This is a genomic window from Streptomyces sp. NPDC058000 (assembly GCF_042886435.1).
Lineage (GTDB): Bacteria > Actinomycetota > Actinomycetes > Streptomycetales > Streptomycetaceae > Streptomyces.
This window is the reverse complement of record NZ_JBHVQS010000005.1, coordinates 64,700-89,643: the sequence shown is the minus strand read 5'-3', so window position 1 is coordinate 89,643 and position 24,944 is coordinate 64,700. Positions and strand designations below refer to the sequence as shown.

Here is a 24,944-nt window from a genome sequence, read left to right as displayed (position 1 = left end):
CCACCCCACCCCAGGCCACGCCACCCCAGGCCAGGCCCGAGCCACCCGCACCACACCCCCCAGCCCCGCCCGCCAAGGAGAACCACCCATGACCCCCACCCCCGCCCACCACCGCCAGCCACCACGCACCCCAGCAGGAGGCACCACCCGATGAAACTCCTGGTCACCGGCGGCGCCGGCTTCATCGGCTCGCACTTCGTCCGCATGCTCCTAGACGACCGCTTCACCGGCTGGGAAGGCGCCCACGTCACTGTCCTGGACAAACTCACCTACGCCGGCAACCGCACCAACCTGCCACCCACCCACCCCCGCCTGCACTTCGTCCAAGGCGACATCTGCGACACCAACCTGCTGCACGACCTCCTCCCCGGCCACGACGCAGTAGTCCACTTCGCCGCCGAATCCCACGTGGACCGCTCCATCACCGGCCCGGCCGACTTCTTCCGCACCAACGTCCTGGGCACCCAATCCCTGATGGAAGCCGTCCTACGATGCGGCACCGAACGCGTCGTCCACGTCTCCACCGACGAGGTCTACGGCTCCATCGAGACCGGCGCCTGGACCGAAGAATGGCCCCTGCTGCCCAACACTCCCTACGCCGCCTCCAAAGCCGGCTCCGACCTGGTCGTCCGCTCCTACTGGCGCACCCACGGCATCGACGTATCCCTCACCCGCTGCTCCAACAACTACGGCCCCTACCAACACCCCGAAAAACTCATCCCGCTCTTCGTCACCCACCTCCTCCAAGGCCAACCCGTCCCCCTCTACGGCAGCGGCCACAACGTCCGCGAATGGCTCCACGTCGAAGACCACTGCCACGCCATCGCCCTGGTCCTCAACAAAGGCGGCGCAGGCGAGATCTACAACGTCGGCGGCGGCAACGAACGCACCAACCTCGACATCACCCAGGCCCTCCTGGACCTGTGCGGCGCCGACTGGTCCCACGTACGACGGGTCCCCGACCGCAAGGGCCACGACCTGCGCTACGCCCTGGACGACCACAAGATCCGCCAGGAACTGGGCTACGCACCACGGATCGACTTCGAGGCGGGACTGGCCGACACGGTCGCCTGGTACCGGGACAACACCAACTGGTGGAACACCACCAACACCCGGGCCTCGCACTGACCTATGGAGTCGCGGTGACCAAGGAAGTGACCATCCGCGTCCGGACATCAAGGAGACCAAGTGGACACCCGCGACGCTAAGGCGCTGCTGCTGGACGACGTCCGCAAGTACCACCGACAGGCCCAGCCCGACCAGCGATTCATCCCCGGCCACACCGAAATCTGGCCCTCCGGCGCCGTCCTCGACGAAGACGACCGCGTCGCCCTCGTCGAAGCGGCACTGGACCTGCGCATCGCCGCGGGACGCAGCGCCCGCAAATTCGAATCCGCCTTCGCCCGGACCCTCAAACGCCGCAAGGCCCACCTGACCAACTCCGGCTCCTCAGCCAACCTCCTGGCCCTCTCCGCCCTGACCTCACACCTCCTGGAGGACCGTCGACTCCGGCCGGGCGACGAGGTCATCACCGTGGCCGCGGGCTTCCCCACCACCGTCAACCCCATCCTGCAAAACGGACTGGTCCCCGTCTTCGTCGACGTCGAACTGGGCACCTACAACACCACCGCCGACCGCGTCGCCCAGGCCATCGGCCCCCGGACCCGGGCCATCATCATCGCGCACGCCCTCGGCAACCCCTTCGAAGCCGCCGAAATGGCCCAACTCGCCCAAGACCACGACCTGTTCCTCATCGAGGACAACTGCGACGCGGTCGGATCCACCTACGACGGCCAACTCACCGGCACCTTCGGCGACCTGGCCACCGTCAGCTTCTACCCCGCCCACCACCTCACCATGGGCGAGGGCGGCTGCGTCCTGACCTCCAACCTCGCCCTGGCCCGCATCGTGGAATCGATGCGCGACTGGGGGAGGGACTGCTGGTGCGAGCCCGGCGAGAACGACAAGTGCCTCAAACGCTTCACATACCAGATGGGCGACCTACCGGCCGGCTACGACCACAAGTACATCTTCTCCCACGTCGGTTACAACCTCAAAGCAACCGACCTCCAAGCCGCCCTGGGCCTGACCCAACTGGCCAAACTCGAAGAATTCGGCACCGCCCGCCGCCGCAACTGGCGCCGCCTGCGCGAAGCCCTGGACGACGTACCCCACCTGCTGCTGCCCCAGGCCACCCCGCGCAGCGACCCCAGCTGGTTCGGCTTCGTGATCACCATCGACCCCGACGCCCCCTTCACCCGCGCCGAACTCGTCGACTTCCTCGAAGGCCGCAAAATCGGCACCCGCCGCCTCTTCGCCGGAAACCTCACCCGACACCCCGCCTACATCGGCCAACCCCAACGCGTCGTAGGGGAGTTGACCAACAGCGACCTCATCACCGAGCACACCTTCTGGATCGGCGTCTACCCGGCCCTGACCGACGAGATGCTCGACTACGTCATCACCTCGATCAAGGAATTCGTCAAGACCCGCACCTGATCCACCCGCCACCCCAAGGCACAACGCGCACGCCCGTCACACCCACCACCTCCCCGACCCCATACGCCCATCGGTCAGCTCCTGGCGTCACAGCGCGGCCAGAACGCTTTTCGGGGCAGGCTGCGACGCGCCGCGAACCCAAGGACGACACTCTCCCTCGGCTTTACGCCAAGGGCCCCTCTTGAGAGGTTCTGATGGACATAGTGGGAAACGGATTCCTCGCCCGGCACCTCAAACCCCTGGCCGACCGCCACCCCGACACCGTCGTACTGGCCGCCGGCGTCTCCTGGGCCAGCCACACCTCCGACGCCGACTTCGCCCGCGAAGCCACCCTCCTGCGCGAAGTCGCCGCCGACTGCCGGGCCACCGCACGCCGCCTGCTGTTCTTCTCCACCGCCTCCACCGGGATGTACGGCACCGCAAACGGCCCCGGCCACGAAGACCTCACCATCACCCCCTGCACCCCCTACGGCACCCACAAACTCGCCATGGAAAGCCACCTGCGCACCTCAGGCACCGACTTCCTGGCACTGCGCCTGGGTCACCTGGTCGGCCCCGGACAACCACCCCACCAACTCCTGCCCACCCTGCTGCGCCACCTCCAACAAGGCACCGTCGCCGTCCACAAAGGCGCCACCCGCGACCTGATCGACGTCGACGACGTCATCGCCATCGTCGACCACCTCCTGGCCCGCGGCCTGACCCGACAGATCGTCAACGTCGCCTCCGGCGCCGCCGTCCCCGTCGACCACATCATCGACCACCTCCAACAACGCACCGGCCTGCCCGCCACCCGCAGCTACATCGACGTCGGCGGCCACCACACCATCTCCATCGACAAACTCCGCACCCTGGTCCCCGAAGTCGCCGCCATGGGATTCGGCCCCGACTACTACCGAGGCGTCCTCGACGACTTCCTCACCACCGCCTTCACCCCGGCAACCCCCTAACCCCACCCACCCCGCCCGCGCCCCGACCACACGAACTCCCCGGAGCCTTCAGAAAGTTGGATCATGCCGTCCCCCACCCGCCCCACCGCACCGCCCACGGTGCGACCCCGCGCAGACACCACCACCGCCGACCGCTTCGCCCGCTCCGCAGCCACCCGCCAACCCACCACCCCCACCACCCCCGACATCCCCGACGTGACCACCTGGCTCAGCCGGCGACGCCGCGCCCACGACTTCCGCGTCGAACGGATCCCCCTGGCCGACCTGGAAGGCTGGACCTTCGAACCCACCACAGGCAACCTCGGCCACCACAGCGGCAAGTTCTTCACCATCGAGGGCCTGGACGTCACCGCCGTCGACGACGAGGGCCACCACCACTGGCAACAGCCCATCATCCGCCAACCCGAAGTCGGCATCCTCGGCATCCTCGTCAAGGAATTCAACGGCATCCTGCACTTCCTGATGCAGGCCAAAATGGAACCGGGCAACCCCAACCTGGTCCAACTCTCCCCAACCGTCCAAGCCACCCGCAGCAACTACACCCGAGCCCACCGCGGCGCCGCCGTGAAGTACATCGAATACTTCACCCGCCCCGGACGCGGCCGGGTCCTGGCCGACGTCCTACAGTCCGAACACGGCTCCTGGTTCTTCCGCAAAAGCAACCGCAACATGATCGTCGAGGCCGACGGCGACGTCCCCCTCCTCGAAGACTTCCGCTGGCTGACCCTGGGCCAAATAGCCGAACTCCTCCACCAGGACAACATCGTCAACATGGACGCCCGCACCGTCCTGTCCTGCATCCCCCTGCCCGACACCCACGGCCAGGCCCACCTGTCCGACACCGACCTCCTGTCCTGGTTCACCGAGGAACGCGCCCGCCACACCGTCAGCGCCACCCGCATCCCCCTGTCCACCGTCACCGGCTGGAAACGCGGCCCCTACGCCATCGAGCACGAAGAAGGCCGCTACTTCAAGGCCGTCGCAGTCTCCGTACGCGCCGGCAACCGCGAAGTCACCGGCTGGACCCAACCCCTGTTCGAACCCGTCGAACCAGGCATCGCCGCATTCCTGACCCGCACCATCGACGGTGTCGACCACGTCCTGGCCCACGCCCGCGTCGAAGGCGGCTTCCTGGACACCGTCGAACTCGGCCCCACCGTCCAATACACCCCCGCCAACTACGCACACCTACCCACCCGACGCTGGCCCCCCTTCCTGCACCACGTCCTTTCCGCACCCCCCCAGACCATCCGCTACCAAGCCCTCCACTCCGAAGAAGGCGGCCGCTTCCTGAACGCCGAAAGCCGCTACCTGGTCATCGAAGCCGACCAGAACACCGCCCCCCTGACCCCACCCCCCGGCTACCAATGGGTCACCCCCGGCCAACTCACCTCCCTGGTACGCCACGGCCACTACGTCAACGTCCAGGCCCGCACCCTCCTGGCCTGCCTCGGCGCGATGACACCGGCCCAATGACCCGCCCCTTGCGCATCGGCGTCCTTAGCCTGGCCTCCATCGCCCGCCGCCGCATGCTGCCGGCCATGGCCGCCTGCCCCGACATCCAGATCGCCGCCCTGGCCAGCCGGGACACCCACGCCGCAGACCAGGCCGCCGCCCAGTACGGCTGCCACGCAGCCCCCAACTACACCGCGCTGCTGGCCATGCCGGACATCGACGCCGTCTACATCCCGCTGCCCGCCGCCCTGCACGCCACCTGGACCCGGGCCGCCCTGAACGCCGGCAAACACGTCCTGGCCGAGAAACCCACCACCACCAGCGCCACCGAAACCCGCGACCTGCTCTCCCTGGCCGCCGCCCGCGACCTGGTCCTGGCCGAGAACGTCATGTTCCTCCACCACGCCCAACACGCCACCGTCCAGCGCCTCCTGAACGACGGTGCGATCGGCGAACTCCGCTCCTTCACAGCCCAGTTCAGCATCCCCAAACTCCCCGACGACGACATCCGACACCGCCCCGAACTGGGCGGCGGCGCGCTGGCCGACGTCGCCGTCTACCCCCTGCGCGCCGCCCTGCACCTCCTGGGCGAAGACCTCGACGTCGTCGGCGCCGCCCTGACCTACGGCGCCGGCCGCCATGTGGAGACCGCCGGCGCCGCCCTCCTGCACAGCGCAACGGGCATCACCGCGCACCTCACCTTCGGCCTGGACCACGCCTACCGCTCCTGGTACGAGGTATGCGGCAGCACCGGCCGCATCATCGTCGACCACGCCTTCACCCCACCGGCCGACCACGCCCCCCGCCTGCGCATCGAACGCGGCATGGACACCGAAGAACTGCACCTACCGCCAGATGACCAAGTCACCAACACCCTGACCGCCTTCGCCGCAGCCATCCGCACACCGGGTCAGCGGCCGGGACCGGGGCAGTGGCGGGAACCGGAGGCGGCGGTGCTGCGCCAGGCGGAGCTGCTGGACGCCATCCGCCACCGCGCCGCCGTACACCACACCACCCCCCACCACACCACCCCCCACCACACCACCCCCCACCACACCACCCCCCACCACACCACCCCCCACCACACCCCCGCGCACCACACCGCCCCGCACCACACCGCCCCGTACGACACCCCCGGGCACGACACCCCCGGGCACGACACCCCCGGGCACGACGCCCCCGTGCCCGACGCGGCCCACCGCCCCACCTCGGACCGCGCCCGAGCAGACCAACAACCCCACACCGACCACACCGTCAGGAGCCTGTGATGACCACGACCCCTCCCTGGGTCCCCGACGACATCGACCGCCACACCGCCAGCGCCGCCCGCGCCTACGACTACCTCCTGGGCGGCACCCACCACTTCCCCGCCGACCGCGAACTGGGCGACCAGGTCCTCTCCGTCCTGCCCGCCAACATCATGGCCCGACAAAACCGGGACTACCTCCAGCGCGTGATGCGCTTCCTCCTGACCGCCGGCATCCGCCAGTTCATCGACCTGGGCTCCGGCCTACCGGTCATGGGCAACGTCCACGAGATCGCCCACCACAGCCACCCGGACACCCGCGTCGTCTACGTCGACAACGAACCGGCCACCCTCGCCCACAGCGACCTCATCCTGCGCGACCAGGAACACACCGCCATGGTCGCCGCCGACATCCGCGACCCCAGGGCCGTCCTGGAAGCCGACGCCACCACCAAGCTCATCGACTTCTCCCAGCCCATCGGCTTCCTCATGCTCGGCGTCACCCAGTTCCTGCCCGACGACGCCCAACTGTGGGAGATCACCGCCCGCTACCGCGACGCCCTGCCCGCCGGCAGCTACCTCGCCCTGTCCTGCTTCACCTGGGACAACGACGCCGACACCATGCGCCGCACGATCGAGATGTTCGAAAACAGCGGCCGCGCCCCGATCGTGCCCCGCACCGGCGCCGAGGTCACCCGCCTTCTGGGCGACTTCGAACTCCTCGACCCCGGACTGGTCTTCACCCCCCAGTGGCGCCCCGACGCCACCTCCGGCGACGCCGACGAACGCTCCAACCTCTACGCCGCACTCGCCCGCAAACCCTGACCCGCCCGGATTCAGGCACCCTCGCCGTGGGCGGTCTCCACCATGTCCGTGGCGATCGCCAACAGCGCCGTCCGCTTGACCTCCGGATCCCCCTCGAAATGCCCCAGCGCGAACGTCCCGAAATGCAAGGTGAACAGCGCACCCATGCACCGCAACTGCTCGACCAGCGGAGTCCGCGGATCGGTGAGCATCTCCCCGATGGCCGTCATCTGCTGGTTGAACTCCTGACCCACCTTCAAGTCCCGCAGCGTCGCCTCGTTCTCCCGCATGAACCGAAACAACGGAACGGTGGCATCCATCGCCGCCCCGTACCGGCGCAGCAACTCCTTCTTCGTCTCCAACGTCCGCGGCTGCTGCCGCCCCCAGGCGATGAGATCGTCCACCGGACGCCCCAGGTCCTCGAAGATGCTCTGGAGGATGTCCTCCTTGGACCTGAAGTGGTAGTAGATCGCGGGCTTGGTGACACCCAACATCTCAGCGATCTCACGCAGTGAGGTCTTCTCGTAGCCCTGCCGGACAAACAGCTCCAGCGCCACTTCCTGGATGCGCTTGCGGGTGTCCCCCCGGTCCTTCCTGGCGCCACTGCCGGCCACGGGCCTCACTCCTTCATCTCCTCGCACCACAGGCGAAAACCGCCCACCTGGCGGCCACTTACCCCCCTTTGGCGGGCAAGTGACCAGGCCCGAGTCTACGTCCGCCCGCCGCCACCGCCACCGGCGGTGACCCCGCACGATCATGCGAAAGGAACGCGATGCGCGTTGTGTTCTCGGTGTCCAACTGGCCCGGGCACTGGTTCTCCATGGTGCCCCTGGGCTGGGCCCTGCAAGCAGCCGGCCACGAGGTCAAAGTCCTGTGCACCCCCTGCCAGAGCGAACCGATCACCCATGCCGGCCTGATGCCCGTACCCGTCCTCGAAGCGATGGACATGACCGTACGGGGCAGGCTCCACAACTACCGCAAGGCACGCGCCGGCACCTGGGCCTTCACCGGCCTGCCCCCCCCCCCCCTGACCGGCCAACCCCTCACCTCCCTCGACGAGTTCGACATGGACACCTGGTCCAAGGAGAACCACGACTGGGCCATCGGCGTCACCGCCCGCAGCTGCGACGCAGCCGTCGACTTCGCCCGCTGGTGGCAACCCCACCTGGTCCTCAACGACCTGATGAGCCTGGAAGGCCCCCTGGTAGGACGAGCCCTGAACATCCCCGCCCTGCTCCACCTATGGGGACCCATCGGCCCCCAGGACGACGTCCCCGGCGCCCCACCCGGCGCCAGCTTCGTCCCCATGGACCCCAGCAACGCCTTCGCCCGCCACCACGCAGGACAGATGGGACCAGAGGTCTACCAGCACGTCATCGACCCCTCACCCCCCACCGCCCACCCACCCCTGGACGCCCACCGCATCCCCATACGCCACATCCCCTACAACGGCCCCGGCGCCCTCCCACCGGCCCCGGCCAGCTACCACGGCACCAAGCCACGCATCTGCGTGGTGTGGGGGACCTCCGTCAGCGGCGTGTACGGACCGGCCTCCTTCGCCGTGCCGCGCATCATCGAAGCCCTCGCCGACCTCGACGTCGAGGTCCTGCTGACCCTCACCGGCGCCGACCGCGAACGCATCACCCAATCCGGCCCGCTGCCCCCCGGCGTCCGCCTGCTGGAGCGGACCCCCCTGCACCTGCTGCTGCCCGCCTGCGACGCGGTGATCCACCACGGCGGCGCCGGCTGCACCATGACCGCCCTGGCCGCCGGCATACCGCAACTGGCCATCCACGCCGGATCCGACCAGGAAGTGATCGCCGACCGCCTCGCCGGCGTCCGCGCCGCCCAGTCACTGCCCAACGCACACGCCGACCCGCACGCCATCCGGACCGCCGTCCGCCGCCTCCTGGACGACCCCGTCCACCGCCGCACCGCAACCCAACTGCGCCAGGAAATGACGACCCTGCCCACCCCGGCCGAACTCCTGGACACCCTCACCGCCCTCGCACACTGACCCCACCCCGCCCACCGGCACCGGCCCGCGCCCACCGGCACCGGTGGCCCCACCCGCCCGGGACCCGGCCCCACGGCCGAAGAAGGCCACAAGGAGAACCCGATGCGTGTCCTGGTGATGACCACCCCCGACCCCAGCCACCTGCCACCCCTGGTCCCCGCGGCCTGGGCCCTGCGCGCCGCCGGCCACGACGTCCTCGTCCTGGGCCAACCCGACAGCGCCGAATCCGCCCGCACCGCAGGACTGAACTTCGTGAGCCTGGGCAACTGGTTCCGGACCGAAGAACTGGTCCTGCGCGCCCTGACCCCCGGCAAACGCCCCCTGGAATCCCGCCCCCGCGCCGACCCCCGCATGAAGGGCGGCTTCGGCGGCGTATGGATCGAACACGCCAAGGACATGGCCGGCACCTACCTCGACTTCGCCCGCGCCTACCGCCCCGACCTGATCCTGGCCGACCCCCTCAACTACAGCGCCCTGATCGCCGGCGCCGCCCTGGGCATCCCGGCCGTCCACCACCGCTGGGGCGTCGACCCGATCGGCACCCCCCGCCTGCCCGCCGCCCGCCAAGAACTCCAGCCAACCTGCCAGGCACTTGGCATCGACACCCTGCCCGACCCCACCGCCGTCCTCGACCCCTGCCCCACCGCCCTCCAACTCCCCGACCTCACCGGCCAAACCCCCCTGCGCTACGTGCCCTTCAACGGCAGCGGCACCGCCCCCGACTGGCTCCGCGCCCAATGGGGCCAGCCCCGCACCGGCCCCCACCGCGTCGTGATCTCACTGGGCCGACGCACCCTCGCCTACAACGGCATCCCCTTCACCCGCACCCTCCTGCACGCCCTGGCCGGCCTCCCCGACATCGAACTGATCGCCACCATCGGCGCCGACCACCGCCAACAGATCGGCCCCGTGCCCACCACCGTCCGCATGGTCGACCCCTTCCCGCTCCACCTCATCCTCGACTCCTGCGACGCGATCGTCACCCACGGCGGCTCCGCCACCACCATGACCGCAACCCTGCACGGACTGCCCCAACTCGCCCTGCCCCAGATGGCCGACTGCTTCGCCCACGGCGACCGACTGGCCGCCACCGGCGCCGGCATCACCTTGGACACCGTCGCCGCCCAGGACGACCCCCACCAACTCCGCCGCTCCCTGACCGACCTGCTCACCGACCCCCACTACGCAAAGGCGGCCACCGCACTGCGCCAGGACATGGAACGCATGCCCACCCCCGCCCAGAGCGTCCGCACCCTCGAACACCTCGCCGCACACCACCGCCGATGACCCACCCCACCCACCCCTCACCCCCGAGCACCACCCCCAGCACCCCCGACCGAAAGGAACGACCGTGACGAACGCCAGCACGCAGTGGACCTTCCACGAGGACCAGTTCTGGATGCGGGGCGAACTGCCGCCGGGCAAGGTCTGCTACGACGAAAAGAAGGGACTGTGGAACGTCTACGGATACGCCGAGTGCCTCCAAGTCCTCGGCGACGCAGAGACCTTCTCCTCCGACCTGAGCATCCTGGCCCCCGAAGGCAAACGACAGATCTTTCCCGGCAACCTCACCACGATGGACCCGCCCGAACACACCAAGATGCGCAAGATCGTCAGCGGGGTGTTCACCCGCGGCGTGGTCGCCGCCCTCGAACCCCGCATCAAGGCCATCACCCACGAACTCCTCGAACAGGTCGAGCCCGGCGACCCCTTCGACCTCGTCGAGATCCTCGCCCACCCCCTGCCCGTCATCGTCATCGCCGAACTCCTGGGCATCCCCGCCAGCGACCGCCACGTGTTCCGGGAATGGGTCAGCAAGCTCCTGGAGAACAACCAGAGCTTCTCCACCGGCGAAGACACCGAAGAACTACGCAAGCAACGCGAAGAGACCTTCGTCCAGATCAACAACCTCTCCACCTACCTGCGCGAACACGTCGAACAGCGCCTGGCCGAACCCCGCGAGGACCTGCTCACCAAACTCGTCCAGGCCGAAGTCGACGGCGAACGCCTCTCCACCGCCGAGATCGTCAACTTCGCCTTCGTCCTGCTGGTGGCCGGCCACATCACCACCACCATGCTGCTGGGCAACACCATCTTGTGCCTGGACGCCCACCCCACAGCCATGGAAACCGTCCGCAAGGACCGCAGCCGCATCCCCGCCGCCATCGAGGAATCCCTACGCCTGTTCGCCCCCCTGGCAGCCCTGCGCCGAGTCACCCGCAAGCCCGCAACGATCGGCGACGTCGAGATCCCCGCCCTCCAGGTCGTCATGGTCCAAACCGCCGCCGCCAGCCGCGACCTCGGCCAGTTCCGCGACCCGAACACCTTCGACCTGGACCGCGGCAACAACCCGCACCTCTCCTTCGGCCGCGGCTCCCACTTCTGCATGGGCGCCCCCCTGGCCCGACTGGAGGGCCTCATCGCCCTGGACATCCTCTTCGACCGCTTCCCCGAACTGCGCTGCGACCCCCTCAAGGCACCCGTCTTCATGCCCGGCGCCAACGTGATGGGCGTGGAGTCCTTGCAGCTGCTCACCTAAACGGCCACCGCAGCCCACCCACACCGCGGCGCCCCGAAGGAAACCACCACCATGAAGCTGCTCTTTGTCGCCGGCCCCACCCCCTCCAACATCTTCGCCCTCGCCCCCCTGGCCACCGCCGCCCGCAACGCCGGCCACCAGGTGTTCATGTCCGCACCCAAAGAACTCACCTCGGTGATCACCGGCGTCGGCCTGCCCGCCCTCGCCGCCACCACCACCGACCTCACCGCCATCAAAGCCACCCGCCGCTCCGGCGAACCCGAACACGTCCCCGACGACGTCGACCACCCCGACTTCATCCAGTACACCGGCCGCTGGTTCGGACGCCTGGCCGCACACAGCCTCATCCGCCTACGCGAAGTAGCCACCGCCTGGCGCCCCGACGCCATCATCGGCGGCCCGCACGCCTACGCCGCAGCCCTACTGGCCCGCGAATTCGCCATCCCCTGGATACGCCACACCTGGACCGCCCTGGACACCCTCGGCATCCACACCGGCAGCGAAGACGAACTCGCCCCCGAACTTAAGCAGTTGGGCCTTGACCGACTGACCCTGCCCGACCTGCTCATCGACAACTGCCCCCCAGCCATCCGCCCCGCCGACGCCGCCCCCGCCCAACAGATCCGCTTCATCCCCCTCAACACCCAACGCCCCCTCCAACCATGGATGTACACCCGCCCCACCCGGCGCAGGGTATGCGTGACCGGCGGCAGCATGGCCACCACCAGCAACAACTTCCACCTCATCCGCAGCATGGTCCAACGCCTGAGCGCACTGGACACCGAGATCGTCATCCCCGCCCCAGCGGAAGTCGCCGACGAACTGAGCGCCCAGTTCCCCGACGTCCGCGCCGGCTGGATCCCCCTGGACGTCCTGATACCCACCTGCGACCTCATCGTCCACCACGCCGGCGGCCTGACCGGACTGACCGCCTCCCTCGCCGGCGTCCCCCAACTCCTCCTACCCCAGGAGGCCAAGGTCCGCGAGGCAGCCCGCCTGGTCGCCGACTACGGCGCCGCCCGCAGCCTCCTGCCCCACGAAGCGGACCCCGACAGCGTCGGCAAGGCCCTGGACGCACTCCTCCAAGACCCCACCTACGCCGACCGCTCCCGCGACCTGGGCCGCGAGATCGCCGCCATGCCCACCCCGGCCGACGTCGTCGCCGTACTGGAAAACCTCGCCGCCCGCTAAAACCACCCCCGGGGCCGGGGGAGTGGCCACACCACCCCCGGCCCCACCCCACCCACCCCGCACCCACCCAACGACCCGTGAAGAAGGACCGTTGAAAATCCTGTTCATCACCGGCGGCGGGCCGGCCACCGTCTTCGCCCTGGCCCCCCTGGCCACCGCCGCCCGCGGCGCCGGCCACGAAGTCTTCATGGCCGGCAACGCCGACCTCCTGCCCGCCATCAACGCCTCGGCGCTCCCGGCGATCTCCACCACCGACCTGCCCATCCAACACTTCACCACCCAAGACCGCGCAGGCCACCGGGTGGACTCGCCCCTGGGCAAACCCCTTGCCGAACAAGGCAACTTCACCGGCCGCTGGTTCGGCCGCCTGGCCGCCGCAAGCCTCGCCCCCCTGCGCCACTTCACCCAGCACTGGCGCCCCGACCTGATCGTGGGCGGCACCACCACCTACGCCGCCGCCCTCCTGGCCGCCCACCTCGACGTCCCCTACGTCCGCCAAGCCTGGGACGCCATCGACGCCCGCCACATCCACCCCGGCGCCAACGAGGAACTCCAGCCCGAACTAGCCGAGTTGGGACTGTCCCAACTCCCCGAACCGGACCTGTTCCTCGACGTGTGCCCACCGAGCCTGCGCCCCCACCAAGCCGCCCCCGCCACCCCCCTGCAGTTCATCCTCGGCAACCAACACCGCCCCCTGAAGCCGTGGATGTACACCCGCACCCACCGCCCCCGCATCTGCCTGACCGCCGGCAGCCAAGTCACCCGCGACGCCCGCCACCGCCTCTACGAATTCCTCACCCGCGCCATCGCCGAACTCACCCCACTGGACACCGACATCCTCATCGCCGCCCCCGACGCCCTCGCCCCCGACCTCCACGCCCAGCACGACAACGTCCACGCCGGCTGGGTCCCCCTGGACATCGTCGCCCCCACCTGCGACCTGCTCGTCCACCACGGCGGCGGCGTGACCAGCCTGACCGGCATGCGCGCCGGCACCCCCCAAGTCATCGTCCCCGGCGCCGAAATGCTCGCCGGCGCAGCCCGCACCCTGGCCGACTACGGCGCCGCCCTGACCCTGCCCACCGGCGACGACACCCCCGAGCGCCTCGGCCAAGCCTGCCACCAGGCCCTGACCGACGACACCTACCGCAAGCGCGCCCAAGCCCTACGCGAAGAGATCCAGGCCATGCCCACACCGGCCGACACCGTCCACGCCCTGGAAGACCTCACCCACCACTAGACCACCCCGACCAACCACCCCGACCGACCCCACTCCCGGCACCACCCGACACTCCTTTGACATTCCTCTGACACCGGCTGACATTCCCCTGACACCGGCCTGGGAATTCCCTGAAAACAACGCCGTTGACCCCGTACGCCCCCGAAGATAGATTTCCTAGCGTTCGCGGTATTCCACGCTCATCACCGAATACCGCACCGCACCGCGCAGTGCCCAGCACCGCGCCGGCCGGCCGCGACGGACGCCCACCCCGCCCCCGGCCCACCCCACGCACCCCACCACCGGCACTGCCACGCCACCGCAGCGCGCCCCGGGGCCGTACACCGCATGCATCGGGCCTCAAAGCCCCCATCCCGTAATCCGGAGGGACACATTGCAAGCGCGAAAGCTCGCCGTGCAAGGCGCATTCGAATTCACCTCGCAGACGTTCTCCGACGACCGCGGGGTCTTCGTCGCACCGTTCCAACAGCAGACCTTCCAAGCCGCCAAGGGCGGACCACTGTTCTCCGTCGCCCAAAGCAACCACAGCGTCTCCCGACGCGGCGTCGTCCGCGGCATCCACTACACCGTCGCACCCCCGGGCGCCGCCAAGTACGTCTACTGCGCCAGCGGCCGCTCCCTGGACATCGTCGTCGACATCCGCCAAGGCTCACCCACCTACGGCACCTGGGACGCGGTCCTCCTGGACCAAACAGGCTTCCGCTCGGTGTACCTGCCCGTCGGCGTCGGCCACGCCTTCATCGCCCTGACCGACCACACCGTCATGGCCTACCTGACCTCCGCCCCCTACATCGCCGAACAGGAACTGGCCATCTCCCCCCTCGACCCCGCCCTGGCCCTGCCGCTGCCCGACGACATCGACCCGATCCTCTCGACACGCGACAGCGCCGCCCTCCCCCTCGCCCAAGCCGCCGACCGCGGCCTGCTCCCCAACTACCAGCTCTGCCAGGAACTCGAAGCCCGCCTGGGCACACCCACCCAGGCACAGCACGACCTGACCGGGACCCGGGCATGAAGGGCATCTTGCTGGCCGGCGGAAGCGGAACCCGCCTGCGGCCCCTGACCACCGTGGTCTCCAAGCAGATCCTGCCCGTCTACAACAAACCGATGGTCTACTACCCCCTCTCGGTCCTCATGCTCGCCGGCATCCAAGAGATCCTGATCATCTCCTCACCCGCCCACGCGGAAGGCTTCCGCAGCCTGCTCGGCGACGGCTCCGACCTCGGCCTGAAGCTGGACTACGCCGAACAAAAAGAACCCAACGGCATCGCCGAAGCCTTCCTCATCGGCGCCGACCACATCGGCACCGACGACGTGGCCCTCATCCTGGGCGACAACATCTTCCACGGCCACGGCTTCTCCGACCTGCTGCGCACCACCGCCACCCACCTCGACGGCTGCGCCCTGTTCGGCTACCCCGTCAAGGACCCCTGGCGCTACGGCGTCGCCGAACTCGACGCCGACCGCCGCCTGACCGCCCTGGCCGAAAAGCCCCACCAACCCCGCTCCAACATCGCCGTCACCGGCCTGTACATGTACGACCACACCGTCGTCCAACTGGCCCAGGACCTCATCCCCTCCGACCGCGGCGAACTGGAGATCACCGACATCAACAAGGCATACCTGGAGCAGGGCCGCGCCCACCTGGCCGAACTGGGCCGCGGCTTCGTCTGGCTCGACATGGGCACCCACGACTCACTGCTGGAAGCCGGCCAGTACGTGCAGATGCTCGAACAGCGCCAAGGCATCCGCATCGGCTGCGTCGAAGAAGTCGCCTACCTGATGGGCTACATCACCGCCGAACAGTGCCACCACCTGGGCCGCGAGCGAGCCGGCACCGACTACGGGGACTACCTGGTCAACCTCGCCGAGGAAGGCGGAGCCCTGTCCCGCACCGTCGGCGCCACCTGCTACCCCCGCACCGCCTGACCACCACCAACACCCGCCACCACCGCCCTTGCGCCCTTCCGCTCCCACCTCGGAGGACCCATGCACGACCGCTCACCGTCCCCGCCACCGGACCCCGAAGCGCCCGGCGTCCTCGTCCTGGGCGGCAGCGGCTGCATCGGACGGCACATCTGCGCAGCCTTCGCCCACCACGGCTACCGCGTCACCGTCGTGGGCCGCACCCCCGCCCCCCACCTCGCCCCCCACGCCTTCCACCCCCTGGACCTGCTCACCGCCCCCACCGACGCCCTCACCCACCTCCTGACCAGCACCGGCGCCCACGTCGTGGTCAACGCCACCGACATGGCCGGCGCCACCGACGTCACCAGCGCAGCCGACGGCGGCGAACAACGCGCCACCGAACTCCTGGCCGCCAACGCCGGCCTGGCCCACACCCTGATCCAGGCCCTCCAGCAGTGCCCCAAACCACCCCGCCTGGTCCACATCGGCACCATCCACGAGTACGGCCCCGGCGACCCCGGCGTCCCCCTGGCCGAAGACCGCACCCCCCGCCCCACCAACGCCTACGCCCGCGCCAAACTCGCCATCTCACAAGCCGTCCTGGCCGCCGCCCACACCGGCACCCTCGACGCCGCCGTACTCCGCCTGGTCAACACCGTCGGCCCCTACCCGACACCGGCCAGCTTCCCCGGCAAACTCCTGCCCCAACTACGCGCCGCCGCCCACACCGGCGCCCCCCTCACCCTCAACGTCGCCCCCGCCATGCGTGACTGGGTCGACGTCCGCGACGTCGCCGAAGCCGCCGTCCAAGCCGCCAGACGCCCCCTGACCAAACGGGTCTTCAACATCGGCAGCGGCGTCGCCGTCCCCATGCGGGAACTGGTCACCCACCTCCTGGCCGCCGCCGAGTTGCCCCCCACCGCCATCAACGAAGACCAGGGCCCCGTCCACAGCCTGGGCGCCAACTGGGTCCAGGCCGACATCCGCCGCGCCCGCACCCTCCTGCACTGGCAACCCCGCATCCCCCTCCAACAGACCCTCCAGGACCTCTGGGACGCCGGCCAGACCAGCCGCTGACCCCACCAGCCCCCACCAGCCCCACACCAACGCCCACCACGGGAAAGGACCACCATGACCGACTCGCCCTACAAGGACCCGCGCGTCGTACCGCACGAGTCCGAGCAGGAACGCGACTCCCGACTGCGCCTGACCGAACTCCTCGCCCAAACCCCCATCCCGCCCGAGTACCTGATCGACAACCTCCCCGTCTACCTGCGCCGCCCCCAGCTCGCCGACCTCCTGGCGATGGACGCCCTCTACCGCAAGATCGTCGACGTCCCCGGCGTCATCATGGAATTCGGCGTCCTGCACGGCCGCCACCTCGCCGCCTTCACCGCCCTGCGCAGCATCTACGAGCCCTACAACTCCCTGCGCCGCGTCATCGGCTTCGACACCTTCACCGGCTTCCCCGACATCGCCGACGTCGACCGCGCCACCCCCAGCGCCGTCGAAGGCCGCTTCGCCGTCCCCGCCGACGAAGTCGACCACCTGCGCGCCGTCCTGGCCGCACACGAAGTCAACGAACCCTACGGACACACCCAGCGCAGCTTCGTCGTCCAAGGCGACGTCCGCAAAACCGTCCCCCAGTACCTGGCCGAGAACCCCGAGACGATCGTCGCCCTCGCCTACATCGACCTCGACCTCTACGAGCCCTCCCTGGAAACCCTGCACGCCATCCGCCCGCACCTGACCAAGGGCAGCATCATCGCCTTCGACGAACTCGCCCACCCCAAGTGGCCCGGCGAGACCAAGGCGCTCACCGAATTCCTGGAACTGGGCAGCGTCAAACTCCACCAACTGCCCCACCGCGAGTCCCCGATCATCTACCTGGTCTGGGGCGAGGACTGAACCCCACACCCACACCCGCACCCCGCGTCCCACACCCACCCAGCGCCCCGCCCCGGAACCCCGACCGGTCGCCCGTCGCCGGCCGAGCTCGACTTGGAGAACCCATGCCCATCGACACCTGCCGCGCCTGCGGCAACAGCGAACTGCTGCCCGTGCTGGATCTGGGCCCACAGGCCCTCACCGGCGTCTTCCCCCGCAGCCGGGAGGAACACGTTCCCCAGGTCCCCCTTGAGCTCGTCAAATGCTCACCCGCAGGCTGCGGCCTGGTCCAGCTGCGCCACACCGCCGACTTCTCCTTGATGTACGGCGAGGGCTACGGCTACCGCTCCGGCATCCGCGAGTTCATGATCAACCACCTGCACGGCAAGGTCGCCCAGCTCACCGAACTGGTCCAGCCCACCACCGGGGACCTGGTCCTGGACATCGGCAGCAACGACTCCACCCTCCTGCGCGGCTACGCAAGCGGCCCCACCCTGGTCGGCATCGACCCCACCGGCGAGAAGTTCCGCTCGTACTACCCCGCGCACATCGACCTCATCCCCGACTTCTTCTCCCGCCAGCTGTTCCAGGAACGCTTCGGCTCCCGCCGCGCCAAGATCGTCACCTCCATCGCCATGTTCTACGACCTGCCGCGGCCCCTGGAGTTCATGCAGGACGTCCACGACATCCTCGACGACGACGGCGTATGGCTGATGGAACAGAGCTACCTGCCGGCGATGCTGGAGGCCACCGCCTACGACGTGGTCTGCCACGAACACCTGGAGTACTACGCACTCCAGCAGATCGAATGGATGGCCCACCGCGTCGGCCTGAAGGTCATCCGCGCCGAACTCACCGCCGTCTACGGCGGCAGCATCAGCATCACCCTGGCCCGCCGCGACAGCCGGCACCGCGTCCAGGAGACGGCCCTGGCCCGCATCCGAGCCCGCGAAGCAGAACTGGGACTGGCCACCATGGCCCCGTTCGAGGCGTTCGCCAAGCGCTCCCACGCCGCCCGCGACCAGCTGCGGGACTTCCTCGCCCAGTCCCGCAAGGACGGCAAACTCACCCTGGGCTACGGCGCCTCCACCAAGGGCAACGTCATCCTCCAGTTCTGCGGCCTCACCGAGGAAGACCTGCCCTGCATCGGCGAAGTCAGCCCCGAGAAGGCCGGCGCCTTCACCCCCGGCACCGCCATCCCCATCGTCTCCGAAGAACAAGCCAAGTCCCACCGCCCCGACCAACTCCTGGTCCTGCCCTGGATCTACCGCGAGGGATTCCTGGAGCGCGAAGCCGACTTCATGACCGCCGGCGGCCAACTCGTCTTCCCCCTCCCGGAGTTGACCGTAGTACCCCGCCGCCGAAACTGACCCACCACCCAGGTCGGGCCCGCGGGCCGACACCTCAGCCAAGGCCAGGGTCCTTCGCGACACACCCGTCCCGGTCACCGGTGGCACCGACAAAACCCGGCACCCCACCCCACTCGCCACTGCCCGACAGCCAAGGTCGACGTCGTTCCCACCGCACGGAACGACGTCGCCTCGCCTGCCCGCAGGAGTTCGAACTGCCTCTCCCGGCAACCCCACCGGGGGCATCCACGGAGGAATCCCGATGATCATCCTGGGCTACAACGGCTTCTCACAGGTCGCCGACCTCTTCGCCCGGCTCTACGGCCACGCCCCCGACGGCGTCGACCGACACAACCTCATCGGCCACGACGCCGCCGCCGCCCTGATCATCGACGGCGAAGTGGTCGCCGCCGTCGAGGAAGAACGCCTCAACCGCAACAAGAAAACCAGCGCCTTCCCCCTCAACGCCATCCGCTGGTGCCTGGAACAGGCCGGCCTGACCTACGACGACGTCGACCACTTCGCCTTCGGCTGGAACCACGACAACACCTACGCCGACACCACCGTCACCGCCGTCGCCGGCGCCCCACTGACCGCCGAAGAAAAACTCACCGTCCTGTCCACCTTCGGCCAGCTCTACCTCGGAGCCCTGGGCCGCACCGCACTCATCGAAGACTTCACCCGCCACACCGGCTACGCCCTGCCCGACCACAAGCTGGTCACCGTCCCCCACCACCGCGCCCACCTGGCCTGCGGCCGCACCTTCTCCGGCCTGACCGACGCCGCCTTCCTCATCAACGATGGCCAGGCCGAACGCGACAGCGCCATCATGGGCGAGATCCGCAACGGGAAAGTCGAAGTCTTCGACCGCTTCACCATCGACTTCGGCAACTCCATCGCCCAACTCTTCGGCGAAATCACCCGCTACCTCGGCTTCGTCCCCAACAACGACGAATACAAGGTCATGGGCCTGGCCGGCTTCGGCACACCCCCCGCACCCGAAGACAACCCCCTCCTGGGCAACGTCGTCACCCTCGAAGAAGACGGCCGCTACTCCCTGGCCCTGGCCCACGACCGACGCGGCCCCCGCGCCTACGCCGAACTACTCGACAAGCTCTTCGACGGCCACGACGACAACCGCGAAACCTTCGACTTCCGCGTCCGCCTGGCCACCGCCGCCCAACAGATGATCGAAGTCGTCACCGCCCACCAACTGCGCGCCCTGGCCGCCGCCACCGACCTGCGCGACCTGATCTTCGAAGGCGGCCTGGCCCTCAACTGCGTCAACAACACCAAACTCCTTCAAGACCTGCCCTTCGAACGCCTCGAAGTCAGCTTCGGCGCCAGCGACCCCGGCGTCTCCATCGGCGCCGCCGCCCACGTCGCCCACGCCCACGCCGAGCCCCTGACAACCGACGGATCCCCCTACCTCGGCCCGGAATACGACACCGAACAGATCCGCACCGCGCTGGGCGCCTACACCTCCACCCTCACCTGGGAAGAACTCCCCACCGACCAGATCGTGGAGAAGACCGCCGAACTCCTGTCCGGCAAGACCGTCATCGGCTGGTTCCAAGGCCGCACCGAATACGGCCCACGGGCCCTGGGCAACCGCAGCATCCTGGCCAACCCCTCCTACCCGGACATGAAGGACACCATCAACAACCGGGTCAAGCACCGCGAACCCTTCCGCCCCTTCGCCCCCCTGGTCCTCGAAGAAGACGCCCCCACCGTCTTCGACATGGGCAAGAAGCACCGCTCGCCCTACATGACCTTCGTCTTCCCCGTCCGCCCCGCCTACCAGGACAAGATCGCCGCAGCCACCCACGTCGACGCCACCTCACGCATCCAAACCGTCACCGACCACAGCAACCCCCTCCTGGCCCGCCTGCTCCGCGCCTTCACCACCCGCACCGGCGTACCCTGCCTGGTCAACACCTCCTTCAACGTCGCCGGCGAACCCATCGTCTGCGCCCCCACCGACGCCATCGAGTGCTTCCTGGGCACCGACATCGACCACCTGGTCATTGGCAACTTCCTGGTCACCAAACGCTGACCACCCACCAACGGCCCGCCACCCGGCGGGCCGTTTTTTTCATGTCCGCACCACCCCACCAGGCCGCCCCACACCCCACAACAGCACCGCCACCGCGCCGGTCATGCGACCATGACGCATGCTCCTTGTCTTCTTCGGCCTCCCTGCGCTCATTGTGCTGATAGCGACCCTTTGCGGCCTGGGCCGGCACGCCAGAGTCCGACTCCGCGAAGGCGACCGACCCCGCCTGGCCAGCCCCAAACCCTGGGCGCTGGGATGCCTGGCAACTGCCAGCGCCGCCTTCTTGACCTTCGGCTACGCCGACGGCGCGTACTCGCCAGGACTGTTCCCCGACAAGACCTGCCTGGCCCGCATGGGATCCAGGACCTTCCCCGAGTCCTCCAGCCACTTCCCCTTCAGCACGATCTGCGACGGCGTGGAAATCGTCCCCGCCTGGATCAACCCGACCCTCATCGTCTTGAGCACCGTCGCAGCCGTAGCACTCCTCGCCTTTCCCCTCGCCTACGTGATCCGCCGCTTCCCCCTCACCGCACAGCGCACCCACGACATCTGACCGGCCACCACCCGCCCCCACGCGCACGCGATCAGACAGCGCCCCCCTTTAGGACGGCGCGCCGTCCAGCACTTCCACCGCGCCGGTGTCGAGCGAGTAGTAGGCACCGACCACGGCAAGCGCGCCCCTCTTGACCAAGGGGGCGAGGTCCTGGTTGGAACGCAACGCGGTCGCGGTCAACGTGACCTGGGCCCGGGCCATGGTGTCGACGGGGTCCGCACCGCCCTTGCGGACCGCCTGCTCGTACGCCGGCCTCAGGGCCTTGACGATCGCCTGCAGATTGCCGGGCAGCGGCGTGCCACCACGCAGGGACTTGTGGGCCGCCTCGATGGCACCGCAGCGCTGATGCCCCAGGACCACGACCAGCGGCGTACCACTGGTCATCGGCCCGTACTCCACCGAACCGGTGACCACCGGGTCGACCGCCTCACCACCGGTGCGCATCACATAGAGGTCACCCAGCCCGGTGTCGAAGAGCAGCTCGGGCGGCACACGGGAGTCGATGCACGACAGCACCGACCCGAACGGCTCCTGCTGCTGGGCCACGAGCTGACGCCGGTTCGGATCCCGGTCGGGATGGTGCAGAGCACCACTGACCCACCGCTTGTTGCCCTCCATCAGCCTGGCGAACGCCGCGGCCGGCGTGCTCGGCCGCGCCCGCGCCAAGGCCGTGGGCGCCGCCGGCACAGCGCGCGTCGAGGAGCACCCCGTCAGCGCGACCGCGGCACCGGCCAGTCCGCCGGCCAGCACAGCCCTACGATCCAGTCGTCCTGCCTGGTCCATCGGTCGTTCCCCTCGCTGACACCTCGTCACGTCCGTCGCCGTGACCGGGCAATTGTTCAGCGCAGAGCGGGCGAGGCGGCCGTAGGCGCAGGCGGGCGCGGCCTACTTTGCCACCGACGGCCCAACGCAACGGCTCGGGAACGACCCGAAACGCTCAATCACTGTGGCCCGTTGCGGCGACGATGACACCGAGACTGATCATCGACAGACCGCCCACCCCACCGACCATGGAAAGACGCTTCGGCGAGCGGGCGAACCAGGTCCGCGCGGTGGACGCGGCCAGCCCCCACACACTGTCGGAAATCACCGCGATGACGTTGAACACCAAACCCAGCAGCAGCATCTGCATCACGACGTGCCCCTGAGTACGGTCGACGAATTGCGGCAGGACCGCGGCGAAGAACACAATCGTCTTCGGATTGGCGATACCGACCGCAAATCCTTCCCACAACGTCCGCAGACCGCCGTAAGTGGGCCCCTCACCGGCGAACGAAGCCTGCAACGCCCCACGCTGACGCACCGCCTTGATACCGAGATACACCAGATATCCCGCGCCCAGGAGCTTGAGAGTGGTGAACACGATCGCGGAACGCTCCACGACGGACCCGACCCCGAGCGCGACGGCCACCACCAAAAGATAGGCCCCCAGCGTATTTCCCGCGACAGTGGTCAGCGCCGCACGACGCCCCTGCGCCAGGGCCCGCCCGATCACGAACAGCACACTGGGACCGGGGATAACGATCAAGAGAAACGACATGGCCGAGAATGCCAGGAGACGGTCTGTGGACAACATACCGATCATGTAAGCACGCAGGCCGGTTACCCCTGGAGGCTTTCTGCACACATGGCCGAAAGGCGACCGGAAGAGCGCAAGGGGACCACGATCCGACACCCACGAGCACACCGCTGGACGTCAGGGAACCTCGATCCGATAAACGATCTTCTCGTCGAACTCGACGAACCCCAGTGACCGGTAGAAGGCGCGCGCACCGGGATTGTCGCGGCCGGTCATCCACTCGATGCGGGTGCACCCAGGGCGTGCGGCGGCCAGCGCACGCAGTTCGCTCATGAGCCGGGCCCCGATGCCCTGGTGACGAAAAGCGTCGCGGACGTACAACTCCTTGAGGAACAGGGAGTGCGTGGAGCCCGCCGCGGGCCACAAGAACGCATAGGAGGCCAGTCCGACGAGGTCACCGTCCTCGTCCTCGACCAGGAGGGCACAGGCCAACGGCGGGGAGCCGAAGAGGGCTTGTGCCACCTGCGACAGTCGCTCGTCGAGCGGCTGCACCTCGGCCTCCCCGTAAAACCGGTCCATCTCCTCGACCAGTTCGGCCACCGCCCTGACGTCCCCGGTGCCGGCCGGGCGGATCGTCACGCTCATCAACATCTCCCGTCGTTGTTCCCCCTGGGGCTCACCCCCTCCAACGCGCGATCACATTGAGGCGACACGGCACCACACGAGTCGCCCAGGCTTTCCCGGCCAAATACCGCACTATCCCGGCCAACTGCCCCGATCTTCCCCGCCAATGGTTTTTGGCCGCCGGACAGATGCGCACTGCGGAGCGCAACCGATACGGACACCGGAGTAGACGGCGGGCCCGCTCACCGATCATCCCCGTGACCACGGCCGAGAATCACCGAACAACACCGTCGACCGCCCCATGATCGGTAATTGCGGTAATGCGCCGCCACGTCGACAAGATCGTGTCCGTCAACCGAGAAGGCCGACGGGCGATGAGATGTCTCATGTGGCGACATCGGCTTGCGGCACCATCGCCTCTCATGAATAGCGACCTGTCCCGGAGACTTGTTCCCGACGGGCTATGGGAAATAGTCGCCCCGCTATTACCGCCGTTCAACCACCGTCCGCAAGGCGGCGGAACAGCCCCGCGTGACGAGCGGGTTGCCTTCACCGGGGTGGTGTACGTATTAACCAGCGGATGCGCCTGGCGCCAGCTACCGAAGACGTTCGACGTCTCACCCGCGACCGCCCACCGCCGCTTCTCTTTGTGGACCGAAGTGGATCTGTGGCACCGACTCCATCGCGCCGCCTCGGAACAATGCGCCACCCGCGACGAGGTGGCGTGGACGGCCACGATCATGCACGCCGCAACGGCCCGGACCCACCGAAAACCGCCCGACCGGAACCGGCCACCCCAAGACGCTCCCCAACCCCTGGATCCGAAAGCCGCCACACCCCGACACCGATCGAACCGCGACATCGGCCCGCCACCTGCACCCCTCCCCAGGTAACGACATCCCGCCCACCCCCTTTACCGCCGCTCACCACCAGCACAAAAAGCGACGCCCCAGCAATAAAACCACCACCACATGAGACGCGCGGAATGGCTTGACGGCTCGATGTGGCGTGCGGAAGTGTGGCGCCCGGATCAAGGGCCTTCAGCATGTGCAGTAGGTAGCGGAAAAAGCGGTTCCGGTAAGACGCGTAAGCCACTTCGGATGGCGG

At 68.7% G+C, this 24,944-nt stretch carries 23 protein-coding genes; 19 read left to right on the top strand and 4 right to left on the bottom strand.

Annotation, left to right across the window (positions count from 1 at the left end; genetic code table 11):
* Nucleotides 1-150: 150 nt before the first annotated feature.
* From rfbB to ACFVT2_RS07755, 6 genes are all read left to right on the top strand, one after another.
* Entirely contained in the window at nucleotides 151-1,128 is a 978-nt protein-coding gene (gene rfbB, locus ACFVT2_RS07780; RefSeq protein ID WP_390013429.1) for a dTDP-glucose 4,6-dehydratase, read from the top strand.
* Nucleotides 1,129-1,188: 60 nt separating this feature from the next.
* Nucleotides 1,189-2,499, top strand: coding sequence for a lipopolysaccharide biosynthesis protein RfbH (gene rfbH, locus ACFVT2_RS07775; protein ID WP_390013426.1), 1,311 nt, complete (start codon nucleotides 1,189-1,191; stop codon nucleotides 2,497-2,499).
* 194 nt (nucleotides 2,500-2,693) lie between these two features.
* Nucleotides 2,694-3,449, top strand: a complete 756-nt coding sequence (locus tag ACFVT2_RS07770) for an NAD-dependent epimerase/dehydratase family protein (protein WP_390013424.1) — start codon at nucleotides 2,694-2,696, stop codon at nucleotides 3,447-3,449.
* 63 nt (nucleotides 3,450-3,512) lie between these two features.
* Nucleotides 3,513-4,925: an NDP-hexose 2,3-dehydratase family protein gene (locus ACFVT2_RS07765; RefSeq protein WP_390013421.1), complete on the top strand. Its 1,413-nt coding sequence runs from the start codon at nucleotides 3,513-3,515 to the stop codon at nucleotides 4,923-4,925.
* Entirely contained in the window at nucleotides 4,922-6,172 is a 1,251-nt protein-coding gene (locus ACFVT2_RS07760) for a Gfo/Idh/MocA family protein (RefSeq protein WP_390013419.1), read from the top strand. The genes ACFVT2_RS07765 and ACFVT2_RS07760 overlap by 4 nt, the downstream gene beginning before the upstream one ends.
* Complete coding sequence (locus ACFVT2_RS07755; protein WP_390013417.1) at nucleotides 6,172-6,975, top strand: SAM-dependent methyltransferase; 804 nt, start codon at nucleotides 6,172-6,174, stop codon at nucleotides 6,973-6,975. The genes ACFVT2_RS07760 and ACFVT2_RS07755 overlap by 1 nt, the downstream gene beginning before the upstream one ends.
* Nucleotides 6,976-6,986: 11 nt before the next feature.
* Here ACFVT2_RS07755 and ACFVT2_RS07750 read toward each other — a convergent pair whose 3' ends face one another.
* On the bottom strand, nucleotides 6,987-7,568 hold the full coding sequence (locus ACFVT2_RS07750) for a TetR/AcrR family transcriptional regulator (protein WP_390013415.1): 582 nt from the start codon (nucleotides 7,566-7,568) through the stop codon (nucleotides 6,987-6,989).
* Between the two features lie 158 nt (nucleotides 7,569-7,726).
* On the opposite strand from ACFVT2_RS07750, the gene ACFVT2_RS07745 reads away from it, so the two are divergent.
* The 12 genes from ACFVT2_RS07745 to ACFVT2_RS07690 all read left to right on the top strand — a co-directional run bounded on the left by ACFVT2_RS07745 (nucleotide 7,727) and on the right by ACFVT2_RS07690 (nucleotide 21,694).
* The gene (locus ACFVT2_RS07745) at nucleotides 7,727-8,971 is read left to right on the top strand and encodes a nucleotide disphospho-sugar-binding domain-containing protein (RefSeq protein ID WP_390013413.1); all 1,245 of its coding nucleotides are present in this window, start codon (nucleotides 7,727-7,729) and stop codon (nucleotides 8,969-8,971) included.
* Nucleotides 8,972-9,073: 102 nt separating this feature from the next.
* Nucleotides 9,074-10,258: a nucleotide disphospho-sugar-binding domain-containing protein gene (locus tag ACFVT2_RS07740; RefSeq protein ID WP_390013410.1), complete on the top strand. Its 1,185-nt coding sequence runs from the start codon at nucleotides 9,074-9,076 to the stop codon at nucleotides 10,256-10,258.
* A gap of 64 nt (nucleotides 10,259-10,322) precedes the next feature.
* Complete coding sequence (locus ACFVT2_RS07735) at nucleotides 10,323-11,510, top strand: cytochrome P450 (protein ID WP_390013408.1); 1,188 nt, start codon at nucleotides 10,323-10,325, stop codon at nucleotides 11,508-11,510.
* A 51-nt stretch (nucleotides 11,511-11,561) separates the two neighbouring features.
* Entirely contained in the window at nucleotides 11,562-12,701 is a 1,140-nt protein-coding gene (locus ACFVT2_RS07730; RefSeq protein ID WP_390013405.1) for a nucleotide disphospho-sugar-binding domain-containing protein, read from the top strand.
* A 91-nt stretch (nucleotides 12,702-12,792) separates the two neighbouring features.
* Nucleotides 12,793-13,941 carry a nucleotide disphospho-sugar-binding domain-containing protein gene (locus ACFVT2_RS07725; RefSeq protein WP_390013403.1) on the top strand — a complete coding sequence of 383 codons (1,149 nt, stop codon included), beginning with the start codon at nucleotides 12,793-12,795 and terminating at the stop codon, nucleotides 13,939-13,941.
* A gap of 373 nt (nucleotides 13,942-14,314) precedes the next feature.
* The gene (locus ACFVT2_RS07720) at nucleotides 14,315-14,956 is read left to right on the top strand and encodes a dTDP-4-dehydrorhamnose 3,5-epimerase family protein (RefSeq protein ID WP_390013400.1); all 642 of its coding nucleotides are present in this window, start codon (nucleotides 14,315-14,317) and stop codon (nucleotides 14,954-14,956) included.
* Nucleotides 14,953-15,870: a glucose-1-phosphate thymidylyltransferase RfbA gene (gene rfbA, locus ACFVT2_RS07715; RefSeq protein ID WP_390013398.1), complete on the top strand. Its 918-nt coding sequence runs from the start codon at nucleotides 14,953-14,955 to the stop codon at nucleotides 15,868-15,870. The genes ACFVT2_RS07720 and rfbA overlap by 4 nt, the downstream gene beginning before the upstream one ends.
* A 60-nt stretch (nucleotides 15,871-15,930) precedes the next feature.
* Nucleotides 15,931-16,926 (top strand): NAD-dependent epimerase/dehydratase family protein, encoded by a 996-nt coding sequence (locus ACFVT2_RS07710; protein ID WP_390013395.1) that lies wholly within the window; start codon nucleotides 15,931-15,933, stop codon nucleotides 16,924-16,926.
* 54 nt (nucleotides 16,927-16,980) lie between these two features.
* Entirely contained in the window at nucleotides 16,981-17,757 is a 777-nt protein-coding gene (locus ACFVT2_RS07705) for a class I SAM-dependent methyltransferase (protein WP_390013392.1), read from the top strand.
* A 104-nt stretch (nucleotides 17,758-17,861) separates the two neighbouring features.
* On the top strand, nucleotides 17,862-19,106 hold the full coding sequence (locus tag ACFVT2_RS07700; RefSeq protein WP_390013390.1) for a class I SAM-dependent methyltransferase: 1,245 nt from the start codon (nucleotides 17,862-17,864) through the stop codon (nucleotides 19,104-19,106).
* Nucleotides 19,107-19,347: 241 nt separating this feature from the next.
* Complete coding sequence (locus ACFVT2_RS07695; RefSeq protein ID WP_390013387.1) at nucleotides 19,348-21,141, top strand: carbamoyltransferase; 1,794 nt, start codon at nucleotides 19,348-19,350, stop codon at nucleotides 21,139-21,141.
* A gap of 283 nt (nucleotides 21,142-21,424) precedes the next feature.
* Entirely contained in the window at nucleotides 21,425-21,694 is a 270-nt protein-coding gene (locus ACFVT2_RS07690) for a hypothetical protein (RefSeq protein WP_390013384.1), read from the top strand.
* Nucleotides 21,695-21,742: 48 nt separating this feature from the next.
* Here the strand turns inward: ACFVT2_RS07690 and ACFVT2_RS07685 are convergent, their stop codons facing one another.
* From ACFVT2_RS07685 to haaN, 3 genes are all read right to left on the bottom strand, one after another.
* Nucleotides 21,743-22,477 carry a carbonic anhydrase gene (locus tag ACFVT2_RS07685; RefSeq protein WP_390013381.1) on the bottom strand — a complete coding sequence of 245 codons (735 nt, stop codon included), beginning with the start codon at nucleotides 22,475-22,477 and terminating at the stop codon, nucleotides 21,743-21,745.
* A 154-nt stretch (nucleotides 22,478-22,631) separates the two neighbouring features.
* Nucleotides 22,632-23,270 carry a LysE family translocator gene (locus ACFVT2_RS07680; protein ID WP_390013378.1) on the bottom strand — a complete coding sequence of 213 codons (639 nt, stop codon included), beginning with the start codon at nucleotides 23,268-23,270 and terminating at the stop codon, nucleotides 22,632-22,634.
* Nucleotides 23,271-23,390: 120 nt separating this feature from the next.
* Entirely contained in the window at nucleotides 23,391-23,858 is a 468-nt protein-coding gene (haaN, locus tag ACFVT2_RS07675) for a cyclophane-containing RiPP N-acetyltransferase HaaN (RefSeq protein ID WP_390013377.1), read from the bottom strand.
* Nucleotides 23,859-24,157: 299 nt separating this feature from the next.
* On the opposite strand from haaN, the gene ACFVT2_RS07670 reads away from it, so the two are divergent.
* Nucleotides 24,158-24,730, top strand: a complete 573-nt coding sequence (locus ACFVT2_RS07670) for a transposase (protein WP_390013374.1) — start codon at nucleotides 24,158-24,160, stop codon at nucleotides 24,728-24,730.
* Nucleotides 24,731-24,944: the final 214 nt, after the last annotated feature.